Below are 17,985 nucleotides of genomic sequence, written 5' to 3'. Positions count from 1 at the left end.
GTTATGAGCGTTGAGTTATGAGTTCTCACGTGAACGACCATCTCAACATTTACAGTAAGGCTGAACCTGAGAACCCCACTGCGCGTCTTTGGGGCATCGTTTTAGCAGTGCAGGCAAATTACTATCATGTGCAGCTTGATGCTGTTCAACGGTCAGCAGATAGCAATGATAACGCTTTGTCAACGATGGCTTGCAAACTGCCCGTGCCACAGATGCTGCTTTGCACTCGTCGATCGCGCCTCAAAAAGATTGGGCAACGCGTGATGGTGGGTGATCGTGTAGAAGTCGTAGAACCCGACTGGGATGGCGGTCGAGGGGCGATTGCGCAGGTGTTGCCTCGGCAATCAGAGTTGGATCGTCCGCCGGTTGCTAATGCGGATCAACTTTTGCTGGTCTTTGCAATGGTTGAGCCGACGCTAGACCCGCATCAACTGAGCCACTTTCTGGTTAAAGCGGAGACAACACAGCTGCAGGTTTGTCTTTGCTTAAATAAGAGTGACCTTGCAAGTGCTGATGAGCGTGAGCATTGGCAAAAGCGTTTGCAGCAATGGGGCTATACGCCGTTTTTGATTAGTGTGCATCAGACATGGGGGCTGATTGATTTAGAAGCACAGCTTGGCGATCGCATCACCATTGTGTCAGGTCCTTCCGGCGTTGGCAAGTCAAGCTTAATCAATCGGCTGGTACCTAGCTCTGATCTGCGCGTTGCGTCCGTTTCTGGGAAGTTGGGTCGTGGACGGCATACTACCCGCCATGTTGAGCTGTTTGAATTGCCCGCTGGTGGGCTGCTGGCAGATACACCAGGATTTAACCAACCAGATTTAGATTGTGCGCCTGAAGACTTAGCGAACTACTTCCCTGAAGCACGGGCACGTTTAGCTATGGCAAGCTGCCAGTTCAGTAATTGCCTGCACAAGGATGAGCCAAACTGTGCCGTGCGTGGCGATTGGGAACGCTATGAGCATTATTTGCATTTTCTGGAGGAGTCGATCGTTCGTCAGGAAGCGTTAAATAAGCTTAGTAATAGCGAATCAACCCTGAAGCGTAAAAGCGATCGGGCTGGCGAACAGTATGAACCTAAGCTCGAAACAAAAAAATATCGCCGCCCCTCGCGCCGTGTTCAGCAACAAACCCTACAGGGAATGCGGTACGACTTGAAGGATGCGTCTCTGGATGGGGACTAGAGATGATGACGGTGGACGAGAAGAGTTGAGCCAAGTGATTTGAGTTGATTGGCTCTTTTTGCTGCTGCGCTGAACTGAGGCTAGAATCACACTATTAAGCGCAGGCTGGGAGCCTTCCAGTCATATCCGTTTTATGAGAAAACCGCTGGATCGGCTGAAATTATTGCCCTGGCGATCGCTGTTTCAAGCGGCACTTATGGCTGTCGTGCTGTTGGCGCTGCCAGTCGATGTTTTGTTGCTACTTGCAAGCCGCTATGCCGCTCAATCTCCTGCGTTAGAGAGTCTTCTTAGCCTGCTTCTGTCGCCCCTGCTCTCTCTAATCATTAGTCTTGGGTTGCCAATTGGTTTAGGAGCCTTAGCAGTTTACGTTTTGGAGCGAATTGACCGTTCCAGCATCAGTACAGGCAGTTTGTGGGGCTTGGTGCTGTGTGTCTTCCTGCTGCTCTTGTTAGAGAAAGGGATCATTTTGGGAGCGCCCGGATTTAGCATGACGGTATTAGCGCTCATTGCAGTGGGTGTTTTTTGGAAGGGGCGATCGCACTGGCGCTCCTACAGGCGGTGGTAACTCTCTTAGGATGGAGGCAGATCAGCGGGATCGACAGCAGTGACTAGGTGCTCTAACGCGTCGGTTAAGCGATCGAGCCGTTTGAGTGATTCCTGCTGGGCTTCAGTCAGCGTTTGTACGGCATCACTCAGCGCAAACAGTTGATAGCCTTGTTGCTGTACTTGATTGGTCAATGTATCCATCCGTTGCGAGAGGCGATCGACAGTTTCGATCGTCGCTAGGACGGCTTCGCCAATCTGTTGCACAATCAATTCCAAGTCCGGTCGTTGAGCGTCCACAGTGTACAAGCTAAATGTCAGAGCAGAACATAGAACCCTCGCAGTGAAGGTTCTACGAAAGAAAACAATCGGTTGGAAATGCGACCCTACTTGACCTGAATTTTTGCCAGCTCTGTGTTCTGGTAATAAAGTTTCAAGATTTGCTGATAGTTGTTGCCACCTTGAGCCAAGTTGTAGGCACCCCACTGACTTAAGCCGATCCCATGACCAAACCCGCGACCAATTACTTGAAAGGTTGTAGGGGAAGCCTGCGCTTTACCCTTACTTGCTTCTAGCGCAGGCTGAGGCACGATGCTAAAGAGGGTACTTCTTAGGTTAAGGGCACGTTGTAGTGCTTCACCACTTAGTTTTTTGCTACCGCGATCGCCCACAACTTGCATTGTCTTGATGCGTCCGCAGGGAGTCATATCAACAGGCTGAAATGAGACGACGTTACCGACTCCAGAAATGCGCTTGCTCAATTCACTGCGGGAAACGTCAAGTGACCACTGGGCAACGGGCGAAACCTCGGTAAAATTTTCTTTTACCGATTTCAAGTAAGGGACCGGATTTAGCCAAACATTTTCAGAATTTTCGGTGCAACCGCCTGCTGACGAATGAAAAACTGCTTCAACAATCTGACCACCCGAAATGAGCACTTGTTCGGCTGTAGCATTAACCGCTGCTTGAGTACCTGTTGATTCATCTCGGATACCTCGGTAGACTTGCGAAGCCGTTGTGTCTACTACATCGTAAATGCCGTTATTTGATTTTTGTCGATGATACAGTGCATAGGAGCGGGCTGCAACTGCCTGCGCTTTCAGTGCCTCTTGGGGCCAATTGCCGTTCATTTCGCCACCCAAGACGCTGTAGAGATAGTGTTCTAGGTCTACATAGTTAACAGCCGTAAGTCCACTTTTGCTAGGCACAACGGCTGTACGACCGCGATACCAACGATCACCAATATACACATAGCCGCCGCCTGTAGGCTCGACCCACAGTTGACTAGACTGCCAGCGATCAAGACTGACGCTGCCTTGTTTGGGTTGGGCAATGAAAGCATTCATCGGTGCAATCTCACCCAGTGGACGCCCATTGCTGTCACGCACGATCGCTTTTGTTGAACTGCCAACAGCAATTTGGCTCACACCATCGGCGATCGCTACTCGTAGCTCTAACGCGGCTTGAGCGGCACGACTGCTGGCGCTTTCAACCAAAGAAAACGCTGCCATCCAGACAAGAATGCCTAACCACCAACTACGTCCATTTAATTGTGTCAACATTCTCATTTGAGAGAGTGAAAAGGGGAAGCGTTTCGATGACATTTTCAGAATCCTTACAGGTTCAGGCGTTAAGGGGCTAGGTAGTCGTGGCAATACGATCGCAGACAGCAAAATATAGGCTATATCCTACGTCAGGCTCGTTACACGCTGTCTGAAGTATGGGGCAACGACGCTTAATATACGTCAAATTGCTTTGTATGGAGTCAGTTTTTTGAGCTTTGATGTTCCCTACTTATGCCAGATATGCTGTAGTTGAACGCGCAACTTTCGTGCCTCACCTTGTATCTTGTGTTTTCGATGCTTTGTAACGTTTATTAAATCAGATTTGTCGCTCAAGCGCTGTTGTCAAGCCCTTATTTCCTTCGCCTGTGTCAGTATAGGTTCAGGAAGGAAACCCGTTTGGAACGCTACGTTTTGCAGATTACATTCCTTGGAACCAGTTCTGGTGTGCCGACGCGATCGCGCAATGTTTCTAGCGTAGCGGTTCGCTTACCTCAACGGGCAGAGTTTTGGTTGTTTGATTGTGGTGAAGGCACCCAACATCAGCTTTTGCGCAGCGAGATTAAGAGCAGTCAGTTAACCCGTATTTTTGTGACTCATATGCATGGGGATCATATTTATGGGTTGATGGGGTTATTAGCAAGTTGTGGTTTGGCAGGCAACGTTCAGCGTGTCGATATTTATGGGCCACCTGACCTGGATGAGTATCTCAAGGCCTGTCGGCGGTATTCGCAAACGCATTTCTCTTATCCGGTGAAGGTCCATACTGTACGTCCCGGTGTTGTTTATGAAGACAGCGAGTTTACGGTGAGCTGTGGGTTACTCAAGCATCGCGTACCTGCGTTTGGCTATCGGATTACTGAAAAAGATCGTCCTGGGCATTTTGATGTTAAGCAAGCTGCTGCATTGGGCATTCCGTCGGGACCGCTCTATGGCAAGCTGAAGCGCGGCGAAGTTATCACGTTACCTGACGGGCGATTGGTGAACGGAGCAGACTTGTGCGGGCAGACAGAACAGGGACGAAAGCTGGCGTATTGTACAGATACAGTTTTTTGCGAAACTTCGATCGAGCTAGCACAGGATGCAGATGTGTTGATTCATGAAGCCACATTTGCCCATCAGGATGCTGAATTGGCATATCAACGGTTGCATTCAACCTCGACAATGGCAGCCCAAGTCGCTCTGGCAGCACAAGTGAGGCGGCTGATTATGACCCATTTCAGCCCACGCTATGCGCCTGGTAATGCGATCGAACTTAAAGATCTACTTGCAGAAGCCCGCTCTATTTTTCCCAACACAGAGATGGCTTCTGATTTCTGGACGTACGAGATTCCTCGGCGAAACGCCGCCGCAATGGCAACCGTTTAGTCTGTACTGAGTATTCTGTACTGGGTGGAACGTCCTTATTCGCCGTGAGACTGGCGGAGGCGATCGCGCAGTTGTCCCATCCTTGTCTGGCTTTGGATAGGCGCACGTGGAGATGGCAGTTCGGTGTTGGGCCATCCTGGAAGATCGACACAGGGGCATTCCAACGCAGCAACGCCTTGAACTTTTACCGGCACCGGCATGGCACAACGGGAACAGGGATCAACATCCCAGGCGGGACTCAGAAGTTCGGCGATCGTCTGCTCCGTGCCTTCCAGGTAACAATCCCCCGACGCTGGTGAACAGACCTGCTGCCAACACGCTTCAAATTCTGGGCTATAGCGATCGCCCTGAATGATTGGACGAGGCAAGACGCGCAACCTACCACCGTTGATTAGAACTGGCTTGCCTAACTGAAACCAGTAAGCAAGATACTGCCTGACGTGTTGTTCGGATGCCATAGTGTCAAATTAAAAGATCAAATTTAGAGGGCTAAAAAGTTTTGTATTAGTTCACTGAAGCCTTAGTCTTCCTACATTCAGAAGCAGCGAATTGCTTTCGCTCAGGGTGCATATCACTAGGGTAGCTAGCCTAATAGCTCTATGCTACTTTGTCTAAACGCGCATCTCATTAGTTTAAAGCTGTAGCTCAGGTTAAGGTTCTTCACTGCGTCAGCTCTAGGGCTTGATGCAACGGCGTGCCGAGGCTGCTAAGGTTCAGGACATGTCCACCCGTCACGAGGTAAACAGGATGAGCGATCGTGCCTAGTTGACGGGTAAGAATGCCGAGGCGATCGCGAAACAAGCGACCCATTGGGTAGGCAGGCACAACTCCCCAGCCAGTTTCTTCTGCTACAAAGATGATGCTACTGGTTGTATGGTGCAAACTGTCTAGTAAGCTAGCCAACGTTTTCCTCCAAGTGTCGTCATCTTGATCAAGTAAATTTGCTAGCCATGTGCCTAAGGAATCAACGAGCAGGCAACTGTTTGAGGGAGCCATGTGAATGGTTTCTGCTAAGGCGATCGGAGTTTCGACTGTTGTCCAGGTAGGCGGGCGACGTTGGCAATGCTGGTCAATACGGTCTTGCCATTCGCGATCGGCTGGGTCGCGTTGAGACGTAGCAATATAGAGTACAGACCTGCCAGAGCGAACTGCCAGAGTTTCTGCCCACTCACTCTTGCCCGATCGTGCTGGACCCGTCACTAAAATAAGTTGACGTTCAGAAGCTTGTTCGACCATCTTGACCCCTCAGAACGTGTGGCTCGATCGCTACTCTCTACACAGTTGCAAGCAGTTGTTGCAACGTGATGTTTCTCATGCTGCACACTCACCATTGCGGATCGCTTTTTAATAGAGCGGTTGCGGCTTCTGTCACAAGCGGTTTAGAGAAGAAAAAGCCCTGGCCGTACTCACATTTCAGTGTGCGTAAGCTGGCAAGCTGTTCGGCTGTTTCTACGCCTTCTGCCACAATATCCATACCCAGGTTGTGCCCCAAAAGAATGATGGTCTGGACAATTTGAGAGTCCTCACTTTCATCGCCCATGCGGCTCACAAAGGAACGATCAACCTTGATGGTGTTGGTCGGGAAGCGATGCAAATAGCTCAATGATGAATAGCCTGTACCAAAGTCATCAATGCTGAGTTGTAGATGGAGTGCTTTGAGCCGTTGGAGGAGGGCAATCGTAGACTCCACATCAGTCATAGCAATGCTTTCGGTAATTTCGAGCTTTAGGCTATGACCACTTAGTCCCGTCTCTTGCAACGTTTGTTCAATTTGCTCCACTAGATTTAGCTGTGAGAACTGCTTGCCTGACAGGTTAACACTGACGAGCAACGGTTGCTCTTGCGGAAATTGTTCTTGCCAGATTTTTAGCTGACGGCAGGCTTCATGAGTAATCCATTTGCCCATTGGAATGATTAGCTCAGTTTCTTCTGCTACTGGGATGAAATCATTCGGCGGTACCAATCCACGATCAGGATGTTGCCAGCGAACTAGAGCCTCAAAGCCAGCAATTTTGCCTGTTTGTAGGGAGATGAGCGGTTGGTAGTGCAGGCGGAATTCCTGACGTTCGATCGCACGTCGCAGATCGGTTTCAAGCTGGAGGCGCGTCATTACCTGCACACGCATTCCGGTCACAAAAACCTCATGGCGAGCCTTGCCTGATGCTTTCGCGCGGTGCATGGCAGTGTGGGCATCACGCAGGATATCTTCAGGCGCATAGTTTGAGTTGGAGCGTCCGAGCACAATCCCAATGCTGGCGGTGCTGAATACGTCTTGCCCATCAAGCTGGATGGGCAGTGTCATTTGCCGTTGCAGTTGATCTGCTAGGTGCGTTACTTCGGCTGGATCTTGCACGTTGCGTCGTAAGATTGCAAATTCGTCGCCGCCGACCCGTGCAAACTGATCGGTAGGATGTAGGCAGACTTTGAGTCGATCGGTGGTTGTCACTAGAAGCTGATCACCTAGGCGATGCCCAAAGCTGTCGTTAATGGCTTTGAAGCCGTCTAAACCCACAAACAAAACGGCGATCGAGGGCGCGTCTGATGACCCAAACCTTCGACTAAAGGGGTGATGATGTTGAATGACCCACTGAAGTTGTTTGATAAACAGAGCGCGATTTGGTAGCCCTGTCAGTGCATCGTGAAACGCATCGTGCAGTAGCCGATACGCTACAATACCCAGCGTTGCCAGCCCAAGGGCGATCGCGGCTGGCACCACTGGCACCCAGCCTGACTGCAACAAAATACCAAAACAAAGGCAGTATAAACCGCCGCCAGCTAAGGCTATGGTGAATGCCAATGCACCGGGATGACGAAACCGCCACGCCAGGATGCCGCCCACCATTGACCAAACCCATACCCAAGCAATTTCGCCTGGTTCCGACCAGTACCATAGCAAGGCTCTGCCATCTAAGACTTGACCCAGGATTTGACTCACCATTTGTGCATGAATCAAGACTCCAGGCGTCTTGGGGTTTTGTTGCGTTGCCGATAAATTGTAAGGCGTTAAGAATAAATCTTTGCCGCTAGGGGCGGTTGTGCCAATCAGCACGAGCTTGTCTTTCACCCACTCTGGCTGTAGTTCGCCCTGCAGCACCTGCGTCAACGTGACCTGTCGTGCCACAGTATTGCCGCGGTAATTCAGCAACACCTGATAGCCACGATCGTCGAGCGCCTGATAGCTGCCAGCACGTTTGTCGAGCGCTGGAAAAATGGCTGTGCCAATGTGCAATGCTTTTGCGTCAAGGCGAAATGGTAGCTGTTTGTCTGCCAGGTATTGAAGGCTTGATCGGAGGGCAAACGAGTAATATTTTTCGTTTTTCGCAGTGACAAAAAGTAGATTGCGCCGTATGACTGCATCGGGGTCAATAACAAAATCACTGAAACCAACGCGATCGCGCGCGACTCCAGGTGGCGGTGGCACACTGCCAGTATCTTCATCGCCCAGCAACATTACTGTTGTAACGTTGCTAGACTGCAACTGTTTCAGCAAGGTTGCATGCCCTGGCTGCTGAGGTACATCACGATACAGATCCAACCCAATGACTTTTGGCTTGTATTGATCCAGCTTTGCTAGCAGTTGGGCAATGACTTGATCTGAGATGGGCCAGCGGTTTTGCGATCGGATGTCATCTTCAGTAATATTCACCACCAGCAATCTAGGATCAGCACCAGCGCTGGGGCGCAGTCGAATCATTTGGTCGAATGCCGATAGCTCTAGTGACTGGAGTCCACCCACCTCACGCACGCCAAAGACTAAGCCTGTCACGACAATGCCAGTCAGCAGCGCAGGATGTTTGAGGGTTAGCGTCAACAGGCGGCGACCGTTTCTGATCATGCCTTTGAAGTTAAAGGGAAAATCCGTCATTTGAGCTGCCAAATCTGGAGGAGGGCAATTGAAGAAACGGTAGAGCTTTAAGCCAAGTTATCCGCAGGCACAACAAAGCTGTGATCGTTGTAATTACCCTTACAGCAGGCAGAGACTTACAAAAATGGCACTGTCGATCGCAGCGGCTACGATCGCTTAGATAGGTCGCTTTGTATGAGTAGATGACCACGACCAACAATGTGCATAGTACCCAACCTAGCCCAAGACTAAACAGTTGCGGAACTGTCACTTAACGTAATTGTTTCAGCCTACAAATAATGATTTGATGGTTATACGAGTCTTGAAGGCAAGGCAGTAGCTTTGAAGCTATTGTCTACGCAGTGCGGTTTTTGAGCCGTTGACCCTGAGCAAATGCGTTCTGCTTGTTCATGGCTCTTTGTTCTTACCTACTGCTTATTTCCGCTGTCAGCAATTTAAGCAGCCTTTAGTTAAGAGGCGAAGACAGCTATCAGAAACGCACGATCTAAGGCAATCAACAACTGTCTTACATCTCTGCCAAAAGTGGCGCAAATTCATCCACTTAGGTGAGTCAGAGGGATGAGGTTAAACAAATAAATTCCCTATAACCTGTTCATATGTTTCGGAATCAGCGCTAGCGGGTTTGTATCCAGCTTCATCACCGCAGTGAAATACCCCTAGTGCCGGGATGGCACTTTACAAGGCAGCTTTTCGTTTAGTTCCAGAGGAGAAATACGATGCGAAACCCAATTACTACCGTTATCTCGCCGTGGTTTTCTCCGGCTTGCCGCGCCCGTCGTATTCTAGCAGGTTTATCGTTAACCGTTGGTCTCCTTGGTGTTGGACTGGTCCCTGCAATTGCGAATGCTGAAGCATCCACCCAGTCCCAAGTTGCAAAGCAAGCTTTACCTGACGGCATTTATCTGTATGGGCAATCGACGCAGCCCAATCAGGTTGGTCAGGGATACTTTGTTTTTGAGTCGAAGCAAGGAAATGTGGTTGGAGCGCTATATATGCCGCGCTCGTCATTTGACTGTGCGTCTGGCAAGTTTCAGAATGACCAACTGGCTTTAACTGTGGTTAATAGCTACGATCGCACTACGAATCCCTTTGAAATTGCTCTGGAGCGTAATTCAAATGTGGCTTCACAAGGTAATCCAGCCTTTTCTAACCTTGGGTTACAAGGATTTGAGCGCATCAGCAATGTTAGTGAGAATGATCAACGCATTTTAGATGTTTGTAAGGCCGATTTCCAAAAGCAGACGACAGCTAAGTAAAAGGGAGATTAGAAGATGAGTGCAGTTCTAGTTGGCATAATCTTGCTCATGGCTTTCGGTGTCGAGATTGCACTTTGGTCAAAGACTTTGCTGAGTGGGCAACGCTCAAGCAGCAGATAACTGGTTTTTGAATAGCGAATGGCTCCTGTGACAATGCTCTGTTAAGAAGATTTTCATAAGCTAACTAGCTGTATATGCAGCTTTAATAACTAGATTGGCGGCTAAGGACTCGCTCTCTAGTAATCTGCTTCTACCTAACGTTAAATCTTTGCTCAGAAAGCTCCTACGCTTCCCGCTCCACTAAAATGATGTTTTCAGTCACCTTCTCAAAGGTGTCGTCGTGGCTGATCACAAAGAGTTGACGGAAGGTCTTGATGTTAGCGATTGCCTCCGCTAGATGATTACGTCGGGGCTTGTCCATATTCGTTGTTGGTTCATCAAAGAAGGCGATATCAATATCCGCTAGCACTTTGAGTAGCGCTAGTCGCACTGCTAACGCTGCACACATCTGTTCACCGCCAGAAAGGTTGATAAAGCGGCGAGTGTGAGCACCTTCTTGTATCAGGATCTCGTATTCCCGAGTCCACTCCAACCCTACATTGGGACGATTGAGCAATTCACGAAACAGGCGATCGGCCTCCCGAGAAATGTTTTGCACATAGCGTTCTGTGATACGGGGTCCTGCTTTCTTATAGGCATCACGGGCAAACTTAACGAAGCGCTGGGTCTTTCGCTTTTGTTCTACTAACCCTTGAGCCTGCGATCGCTTGGTCTGGATCGTTTCTAGGCGTATTAGCTGTTGGTTTAGATCGGTTAGATACTTGAGTTTGTCTGGCAGACTGGCATTCAGCACAATACTCTGTTCTTTCGTCTCCTGGTAAGCCGTTTGTACAGTTTGAAAACGCGCTGCATCAAAGGTTGCATTCAGGCGATCGCGTTCAGCACTCATAGTTTTTGCGTCTTGCTCTAAGGCTTGCAGTTGCACGATAGCAGCCTGTAAAAGCTGATCGCGCTCACGTCGGCTGTTTGCCAGTTTTTGATGCTCTAAGTATTCCTGATGTGCAGCGCGGTGTTGCTCTCGTAAGGCTTGCTGCTCTTGTAGTTTTTCTGCTAGGTCAGCAAACGTGGCAAGCTGTTGATCAAGCGTAGTGATCGCCTGCTGATCGATTGCCAAAGAGTTCTGCAATGCCTGAATTTTTACTTGCAAGTCAGGCTCTTGCTGAAGTTCCTGTTGCTGAAGACGACAACGACCGCGGGGATCGCCTAGAACGTCAAGCTCTTGACCTAGCCGTATGTGTTGCTTCTTCAAAAGCGGTTTGCCTGCCAGGTGAGTATGCAGTTCGGTCAAGCTGGCTTGGAGCGCGATCGCCTCTTCGATTAACTGCTCTCGATCGTTCAGCAGACGGTCCAGGCTGGAAAATTCAACCTGTTGCTGACGAGCAATCTTTAAATCTGCTTGTAATTTCTGTAATTGCTGCTCCAGGCGGGTTTCCGATGTTTGCTCTGCTAAATCTTTGAGAATGTCTTGCAGCGCTGTCATCAGGTGCTCTTGCCAATGCACGCTACTTTGAAGCGTTGTGAGTGCGAGTTCCAGCGGCTCGCTCCACAGTGGCACGGTTTGCTGTAGATCTTTTAGCGTTGCTTTGGCTTGAGCAACTTGAGTGAGGTAACGATCGCCTTTTGCTGCTGACTGCTCCAGCAGTTGCCGTAAGTCTGCTTCAAACTGAGCGGCGGCGGCAATGCGACTCAGTTGTTGCTGGTAGCGTTGCTGCTGTTGCTCCAGGTGTGGAATCTGCTGCACCTGGGCTTTTAGTGCCTGAATCCGGCTAATATTTTGATCAATTTGAGTCACGCGGGTTTGTACCTGGGCAAGCCGTTTTTCCTGGTCTTTCAGGCTTCGCTGCCAATTGACACACTCCTGAAGCTGCTGATTAAGACTTTGTAAGGATTGTTCTAGCTGCTGCTGTTGTCCAATTAATGGCTCCAGTTGGATTATTTCGGCTCTTGCTTGCTGAAGACGATCGAGTTGATGGTTCAGGGTTGCCAGCTTCGTTTGACGATCGCGCAACTGCTCTTGATTCTGTTGTCGCTTTTGCTGAAGTTGGCGTTCCGATCGCTGCTGCTGTTCTAATTCGTTGAGCGTTTTCTCTGCGAGTCCATACGCCTGAAACGCCTCGCGATTGGCTGTGCAGATTGCTACCGCTTTTTCGGCTTCTTGCAAATCAAGGCGCAATCGTTCAACTAGTGCTGTTTCGGTCTGGAGACGAGCGACAAGCTTTTCTAATTGGCTATCAAACTGTTGGAGCTGAGTTGCCTGGGTGCTGAGTTGTGACTGCTCGTGCTGCCATTGCGCCAATGCTATCTGTACTTGCTCAAGCTCTGTTTGGACTCGTTTAACGTCTTCGCTTTGCTCCTGGCGCTTTTGCAGTAGCGGTGCTAAAGCTGTTAAGTCGTCGTCATAGTGAGCAATTTCCTGTTCCAGGCTTTCTACCTGACCCTTCGCGTACTTTTCTAGATCACCTAGTTTTTTCCAGCTTTGCTGATATTCTTCGACCTTTAAGATCTTGTCAAAAATCGGCTTGCGCTTCTCCTTCGTCAGTAGAAAGTCGACGGCAAAAGTTCCTTGTGGTACGCCGATCGTGCTGGAAAATAACTGGCTCAAATCGGTTCCTGGGGCTACGCCCAAATGCTCGCGCAGCCAAGGTATGACTTCTTCTTTAATGCGGCTGTAGGGGAGGCGCTCATCAAGCTGGGGATCGTAAAGTGTATAGCTTTTGCTGGTGCAGCGCTGGACTTCGTAAGTACGTCCGTCGCGGCTAGAGATAAAGGCAACTCGCACTTGAGCACTCGCAGCCCCATTCCGCACTAAATCCTCTTTGTTGTAGTCGCCAGCGTAGTCGAACAGCGCCCAGGCGATCGCTTCTAGAATGCTTGTCTTCCCCGCACCGTTTTCACCACAGATGGCATTGGTTCCTGGCTGAAAAGTGAAGTGGCGATCGCTGTGCGACTTGAAGTTCTTAAGGCTAACCGAGAGAATTTCCATGATGAATGCGTTCAGTTAGCAGTGAGAATTGAAGACAATCGTGTTCGAACAATTGTACTAACTATGGTTCGAAAGGTATAGTAATTTGCCTGTCACCGTCCGGAGCCAGCAATCAAGAGCGATGGTAGACTACTGATCGCTTCGCTGCAATCATTTAGCTGAAGGGGTTTGCCCAAGGTAAAGTAAGCGCCTTAGTTGGTCTTTCAGTAGGCTTTATCGACTAAGTTGACACCAAACAAGCTGCCTGCTTCGTCGAGCGCGCAGCCTTATTGTCTCTCGAACTAGAACTTGGGCTTAACTGACTGACTGAATCAGGCACATATCTAGTCGAGCGACCTACTTGCACAGCAACCTTACTGCCAAAAAGCAATCCAGGCAACTTGAAATAGTACTGAAGCGCGAAGCTAGGAAAAAAGCTGAACCGAGCTGTAGAAGATTACTTTTACTTGATCGGTTTTAAGTGGAGCTGACGGGAGTCGAACCCGTGTCCGCCCTGGGTATTGGTACACCGTTCGTTCACAGGCTTAGCTTCTCTAATCCTCAAAGCGGGAACCGTCCATTATCCCGGACGGTGGGATTCTCTGATAATTTCTTAGCTAGAAAGCCTACCAGAGAAAGCTTCCTAGAGCATCCGTTGGGGGTTGTCTGTCATACTTAACGGAGTCTGTATGACAAACGCTCGAACCGGTTAGAGGTTGTTAGGCAGCAACTAGTGCTTGCTTACGAGCAAAGGGTACAATGTTGTTCGCATGTACGTTGTTTGAGCCATTGATTTATGAGAGTTAGCTCGCTCTCAGCCTGAATCACACTGTATTGTTCGCCAAAACGTCGAAACCGTTACAGCCCCATACATCTCTGTATTATACCTTCTCTTTGCAGATGTAGGTTGCGCGACTATTAGCTTTACGATCCATCGCGACGGTAAACACCTGGTTCAACTGCAATAATGGTAGCCACTGTCCGCTATCGTTACTTGTTAAACGCTGATGCATCGTCTTGCTACTTTGCCGGGAGGCTGGAATCCATCCGCAGATGGCGTGATTTTTGTTGAACAACAGCCCGCGCCGATCGTCGTGATTACCGCTGCGGATACTGATATTCAAACGCTTGCTGTTGCTGCTGCTCATCTACCCGCAGGCTTTCCGTCGTTACGTGTAGTGAATTTGCTGCAACTTCAGCAGCAGTTAACGATCGACACTTATGCGGAAGATATTTTAGCCAACGCAGCAGTCATTATTGTGCGCTTGATTGGCGGACAGTCTTACTGGAGTTATGGGCTGGACGTGGTTGAGCAAACGGCGAAAGAGACGGGTGCCGCGCTCATTTTTATTCCTGGTGATGAACGTCCTGATCCAACGCTGACCAGTCATTCTACCGTTTCACTGGCACTGGTCAATCAGGTGTGGCAGTACTTTATTGAGGCGGGCAGTGAGAATTATCAGAATCTACTGAGGTTTGTTGCGGCGGAGTTTTTGCAGCAGGCGATCGACTACAAGCCGCCGCAATCAGTACCGCGTGTTGGGCTTTATAGACCTTCTGGCACGTCTTTGGCGGAGGTTACTGTTCATACAGATTGTGGCTTCAATGAAAGCCCTCTCCGGGGGACTTCCCCCCGGTCCCCCGCCGCTTGGGGTCCTAACTCCCCCAAACCCCCCGAACAGGAGGGTTGTGGTGAAAAGCAGGTATGGCTTGAGGGTAATCTATTAAATGCTGAAGTTTCTGGGGAGACAGCGTTAGAACAGCCTGTTGCAGTGTTAAGTCATGAAAAAGATGGGAAAAAATCGCGGGGCGTGGCGATCGTCTTTTATCGAGCACATTATTTAGCAGGTAATACAGCGGCGATCGATGCTCTTTGTGAGGCATTAATTAGGCGGGATTTAACACCTGTACCCATTTTTGTTTCGTCACTTAAAGAGCCGGACGTACAGACAGAACTTAGGCGCTATTGCAGTCGAAATGTTGACGTTTTACTTAATACAACTAGCTTTTCGTTAGCAAGTTTAGAAACTGATACGCCTAAAGTTGATTTATGGCAGATGTTAAATGTTCCTGTTTTTCAGGTCATTTTTAGTGGTGGTACTCGTGAGGCTTGGGAAGCAGGTATACAAGGATTAACGCCTCGAGATATGGCAATGAATGTTGCCTTGCCAGAAGTGGATGGCAGAATTATTACGCGAGCCGTTTCTTTCAAAACAGTGCAGACTCAAAATGCACTTTTGCAAACGGATGTGGTGGTTTATGAACCAGAGCGATCGCGTATTGAATTTGTCGCGGCATTGGCTTCTAATTGGGTAAAGTTGTGTCAAGCTTCGATCGCAGAACGAAAAATTGCGCTTATTCTCGCGAACTATCCCAACCGTGACGGACGGTTAGCGAATGGAGTAGGTTTAGATACGCCAGCAAGCTGCTTGGAAATCTTGAAAGCGCTTCAGAGTGCTGGTTATACCATTTCAGAACTGCCTGAAACCAGTGATGATCTGATGCAACTGCTTGCGGCTGGAATCACAAATGATCCAGAAAGCCTAGATCTACGATCAGTCAACCAAGCCTTACCGTTGAAGGATTATCAAGCTCACTTTCAAACACTGCCGCTACCAGTGCAAACAGGCATTCAAAATCGTTGGGGTAAGCCACTTGAAACAGATGCCTTTCCGATTGCAGGTATACAATTTGGCAATGTGTTTGTTGGCATTCAACCAGCGCGTGGATACGATCGTGATCCCACTCTTAATTATCATGCGCCTGACTTAGAACCGACCCATTCGTATCTGGCGTTTTATCACTGGGTAAACGCTCACTTTGGTGCCAATGCTGTTGTTCATGTAGGTAAACATGGCAATTTAGAATGGCTACCAGGGAAAAGCGTGGCGCTATCAGAAAATTGCTACCCCGAAGCGGTTTTTGGTGCCATGCCACATTTCTATCCCTTCATCGTGAACGATCCGGGTGAAGGTTCTCAGGCAAAACGTCGATCGCAAGCAGTCATTCTGGATCATCTGACGCCACCGATGACCCGCGCTGAACTATACGGCAGTTTGCATCAGTTAGAAGGCTTAATTGATGAGTATTATGAAGCCCAAACGCTTGATCCAGCACGAGTTAGTTTGATTCGCGATCGCCTCATGCAACTCATTCAGCAGGAAAATCTTCACAAGGATTTGGGCATTGAAACTGAGCTGTCTGACGAGGCAATTACTAAGGTTTTAACCGCCGCTGATGGCTACTTATGTGAACTCAAAGAAGCTCAAATTCGCGATGGGCTACATATTTTTGGGCAGTGTCCTGATGGGCGACAACTGCGCGACTTAATCGTTGCGATCGCTCGTAATCCCAACGCCAATCGTCTTGGTTTAACCCGCGCGATCGCCCAAGATTGGCAACTCGACTTTGATCCACTCACCGCTACATTAGGCGATGTTTTAGAACCCACTCAGCATCCCGCTCTCCAAACTTGCCGCATCATTGGCGATGCTGTCGAAGTCATTGAAACCTATGCTGCCACACTCGTCGAAGCACTTCTCACTCATCCAACCGCCCTAGCTACAAACGCTAAACCCCCTTCGATCGCTCCTGTCTCTCTACCCAAAACTTCCTATTTAGGGGTCGTGGGGGACCGGGGGGAAGTCGCCTGGAGAGAGCCTGAAACCGAACTAACAGTGCCTGCATACGATCTCTGTCCGCAACACACCATTGGGCAGCAAACGCAACAAGAATTGCTTTGGGTGCGCGATCGCCTCCTCCCCGCTCTCCGCCAAACTGATCAAGAAATCATCAACCTCTTACGCGGCTTAAACGGACACTACATCCCTAGTGGTGCCTCCGGTGCTCCCACTCGTGGGCGACCAGAAGTATTGCCTACCGGACGCAACTTTTACTCTGTAGACATTCGCGCCATCCCCACCGAAACCGCCTGGGACATCGGACGCAAAGCTGCCGAAACCCTGATAGAACGATATACCCAGGAACACGGCGAATACCCCAAAACCTTAGGACTATCCATCTGGGGAACCTCAACCATGCGAACCGGTGGCGATGATCTGGCAGAAGCACTCGCCTTGTTAGGCGTACAGCCTGTCTGGGATGGCGTCTCACGCCGAGTCATTGATTTCGAGATTCTACCCCTGTCCTTTTTGGGTCGTCCACGAGTAGACGTAACCCTACGGATTTCTGGCTTCTTCCGCGACGCATTTCCCAATTTGATCGACCTTTTTGATAGTGCCGTGAACGCTGTAGCAAATCTCGACGAGCCTGCTGACCAAAACCCCCTTGCCGCTCAAGTGCAGCAGGAAACCTTGCGCTGGGAAGCTGAAGGACTGATGGCAGAACAGGCAGCCGCACGATCGCGCTACCGCATTTTTGGCTCGAAACCCAGTGCTTATGGAGCCGGACTACAAGGCTTAATCGAAGCGCAAAACTGGGAAAGCGACGACGATTTAGCCCGCGCATACATTAACTGGAGTGCCTACGCTTACACCCGCAACGCCGAAGGGAAATCAGCCCCTGAAGCCTTTACTCAAAGGCTCGGCACCATGCAAATTGTGTTGCAAAACCAGGACAACCGTGAACATGATTTACTCGATTCAGACGATTACTATCAGTTTCAAGGTGGCTTAACAGCGGCAGTACGCTCTGTATCAAAAACTTCTCCAGAAATCTACTTTGGCGATCATTCCCGTACTGCACAGCCTAAAGTCCGTAAACTGAGTGAAGAAATTGCACGTGTTTACCGTTCTAGAGTGGTCAATCCTAAATGGATTGCAGGTGCAATGCGTCACGGCTATAAAGGCGCGTTTGAAATGGCAGCGACACTTGATTATTTGTTTGCCTATGATGCCACCACTCACTGCGTTGAAGACTTCATGTACGAAGGCGTTGCAGAGGCATACGTCTTTGACCCAGCCGTGCAGAACTTCATCCAAAAAAGCAACCCCTGGGCACTGCGCGACATGGCAGAACGACTGCTAGAGGCGAACCAGCGCGGCTTATGGTCACAGCCTGATCCTAAAATGCTAGACCGCTTAAAAGCGATCGCTAACGAAGCCGAAGGGACGATCGAAGCACAGTATCCTGAAACACAGCATTCTGCCATTCACCTCACATGAGATGATGAAGGAGATATTTTTTGTAGAAAAATTTAAGACGTTTTGCCCTTCAAAAAGTTCTA

General features: G+C 49.5%; 11 protein-coding genes and 1 other RNA gene. 5 read left to right on the top strand and 7 right to left on the bottom strand.

Features of this window, described 5'->3' with window-relative positions; all coding sequences use genetic code 11:
* Positions 1-17 precede the first annotated feature (17 nt).
* Together rsgA and H6F76_RS08865 are read left to right on the top strand one after the other, a co-directional pair.
* The gene (rsgA, locus tag H6F76_RS08870) at positions 18-1,184 is read left to right on the top strand and encodes a small ribosomal subunit biogenesis GTPase RsgA (RefSeq protein WP_190507510.1); all 1,167 of its coding nucleotides are present in this window, start codon (positions 18-20) and stop codon (positions 1,182-1,184) included.
* Positions 1,185-1,317: 133 nt separating this feature from the next.
* Positions 1,318-1,749 carry a peptide chain release factor 1 gene (locus H6F76_RS08865; RefSeq protein ID WP_190507508.1) on the top strand — a complete coding sequence of 144 codons (432 nt, stop codon included), beginning with the start codon at positions 1,318-1,320 and terminating at the stop codon, positions 1,747-1,749.
* A 5-nt stretch (positions 1,750-1,754) separates the two neighbouring features.
* On the opposite strand, the gene H6F76_RS08860 is transcribed toward H6F76_RS08865, so the two are convergent.
* Together H6F76_RS08860 and H6F76_RS08855 are read right to left on the bottom strand one after the other, a co-directional pair.
* A complete protein-coding gene (locus tag H6F76_RS08860) occupies positions 1,755-2,027 on the bottom strand; it encodes a hypothetical protein (protein ID WP_190507506.1) in 273 nt (90 codons plus the stop codon).
* 86 nt (positions 2,028-2,113) lie between these two features.
* On the bottom strand, positions 2,114-3,289 hold the full coding sequence (locus tag H6F76_RS08855) for a SpoIID/LytB domain-containing protein (RefSeq protein ID WP_199322014.1): 1,176 nt from the start codon (positions 3,287-3,289) through the stop codon (positions 2,114-2,116).
* A gap of 414 nt (positions 3,290-3,703) precedes the next feature.
* Here H6F76_RS08855 and H6F76_RS08850 point away from each other — a divergent pair, with 414 nt between their 5' ends.
* Entirely contained in the window at positions 3,704-4,657 is a 954-nt protein-coding gene (locus tag H6F76_RS08850) for a ribonuclease Z (RefSeq protein ID WP_190507538.1), read from the top strand.
* A 35-nt stretch (positions 4,658-4,692) separates the two neighbouring features.
* Here the strand turns inward: H6F76_RS08850 and H6F76_RS08845 are convergent, their stop codons facing one another.
* The 3 genes from H6F76_RS08845 to H6F76_RS08835 form a co-directional block, all read right to left on the bottom strand.
* Positions 4,693-5,115, bottom strand: coding sequence for a hypothetical protein (locus H6F76_RS08845; RefSeq protein ID WP_190449133.1), 423 nt, complete (start codon positions 5,113-5,115; stop codon positions 4,693-4,695).
* Positions 5,116-5,317: 202 nt separating this feature from the next.
* Complete coding sequence (cobU, locus tag H6F76_RS08840) at positions 5,318-5,893, bottom strand: bifunctional adenosylcobinamide kinase/adenosylcobinamide-phosphate guanylyltransferase (protein ID WP_190507504.1); 576 nt, start codon at positions 5,891-5,893, stop codon at positions 5,318-5,320.
* 88 nt (positions 5,894-5,981) lie between these two features.
* The gene (locus H6F76_RS08835; protein ID WP_199322009.1) at positions 5,982-8,522 is read right to left on the bottom strand and encodes an EAL domain-containing protein; all 2,541 of its coding nucleotides are present in this window, start codon (positions 8,520-8,522) and stop codon (positions 5,982-5,984) included.
* 716 nt (positions 8,523-9,238) lie between these two features.
* On the opposite strand from H6F76_RS08835, the gene H6F76_RS08830 reads away from it, so the two are divergent.
* Complete coding sequence (locus H6F76_RS08830) at positions 9,239-9,778, top strand: hypothetical protein (protein ID WP_190507502.1); 540 nt, start codon at positions 9,239-9,241, stop codon at positions 9,776-9,778.
* Between the two features lie 283 nt (positions 9,779-10,061).
* Here the strand turns inward: H6F76_RS08830 and H6F76_RS08825 are convergent, their stop codons facing one another.
* Positions 10,062-12,821, bottom strand: a complete 2,760-nt coding sequence (locus H6F76_RS08825) for an SMC family ATPase (protein WP_190507500.1) — start codon at positions 12,819-12,821, stop codon at positions 10,062-10,064.
* Positions 12,822-13,279: 458 nt separating this feature from the next.
* Positions 13,280-13,668, bottom strand: a transfer-messenger RNA (tmRNA) gene (ssrA, locus tag H6F76_RS08820).
* Positions 13,669-13,807: 139 nt separating this feature from the next.
* On the opposite strand from ssrA, the gene cobN reads away from it, so the two are divergent.
* Positions 13,808-17,923, top strand: a complete 4,116-nt coding sequence (cobN, locus tag H6F76_RS08815; RefSeq protein WP_190507498.1) for a cobaltochelatase subunit CobN — start codon at positions 13,808-13,810, stop codon at positions 17,921-17,923.
* Positions 17,924-17,985 lie beyond the last annotated feature (62 nt).

This window comes from Leptolyngbya sp. FACHB-321 (assembly GCF_014695975.1).
GTDB lineage: Bacteria > Cyanobacteriota > Cyanobacteriia > Leptolyngbyales > Leptolyngbyaceae > Stenomitos.
This window is presented reverse-complemented; position numbering and strand designations above follow the sequence as displayed.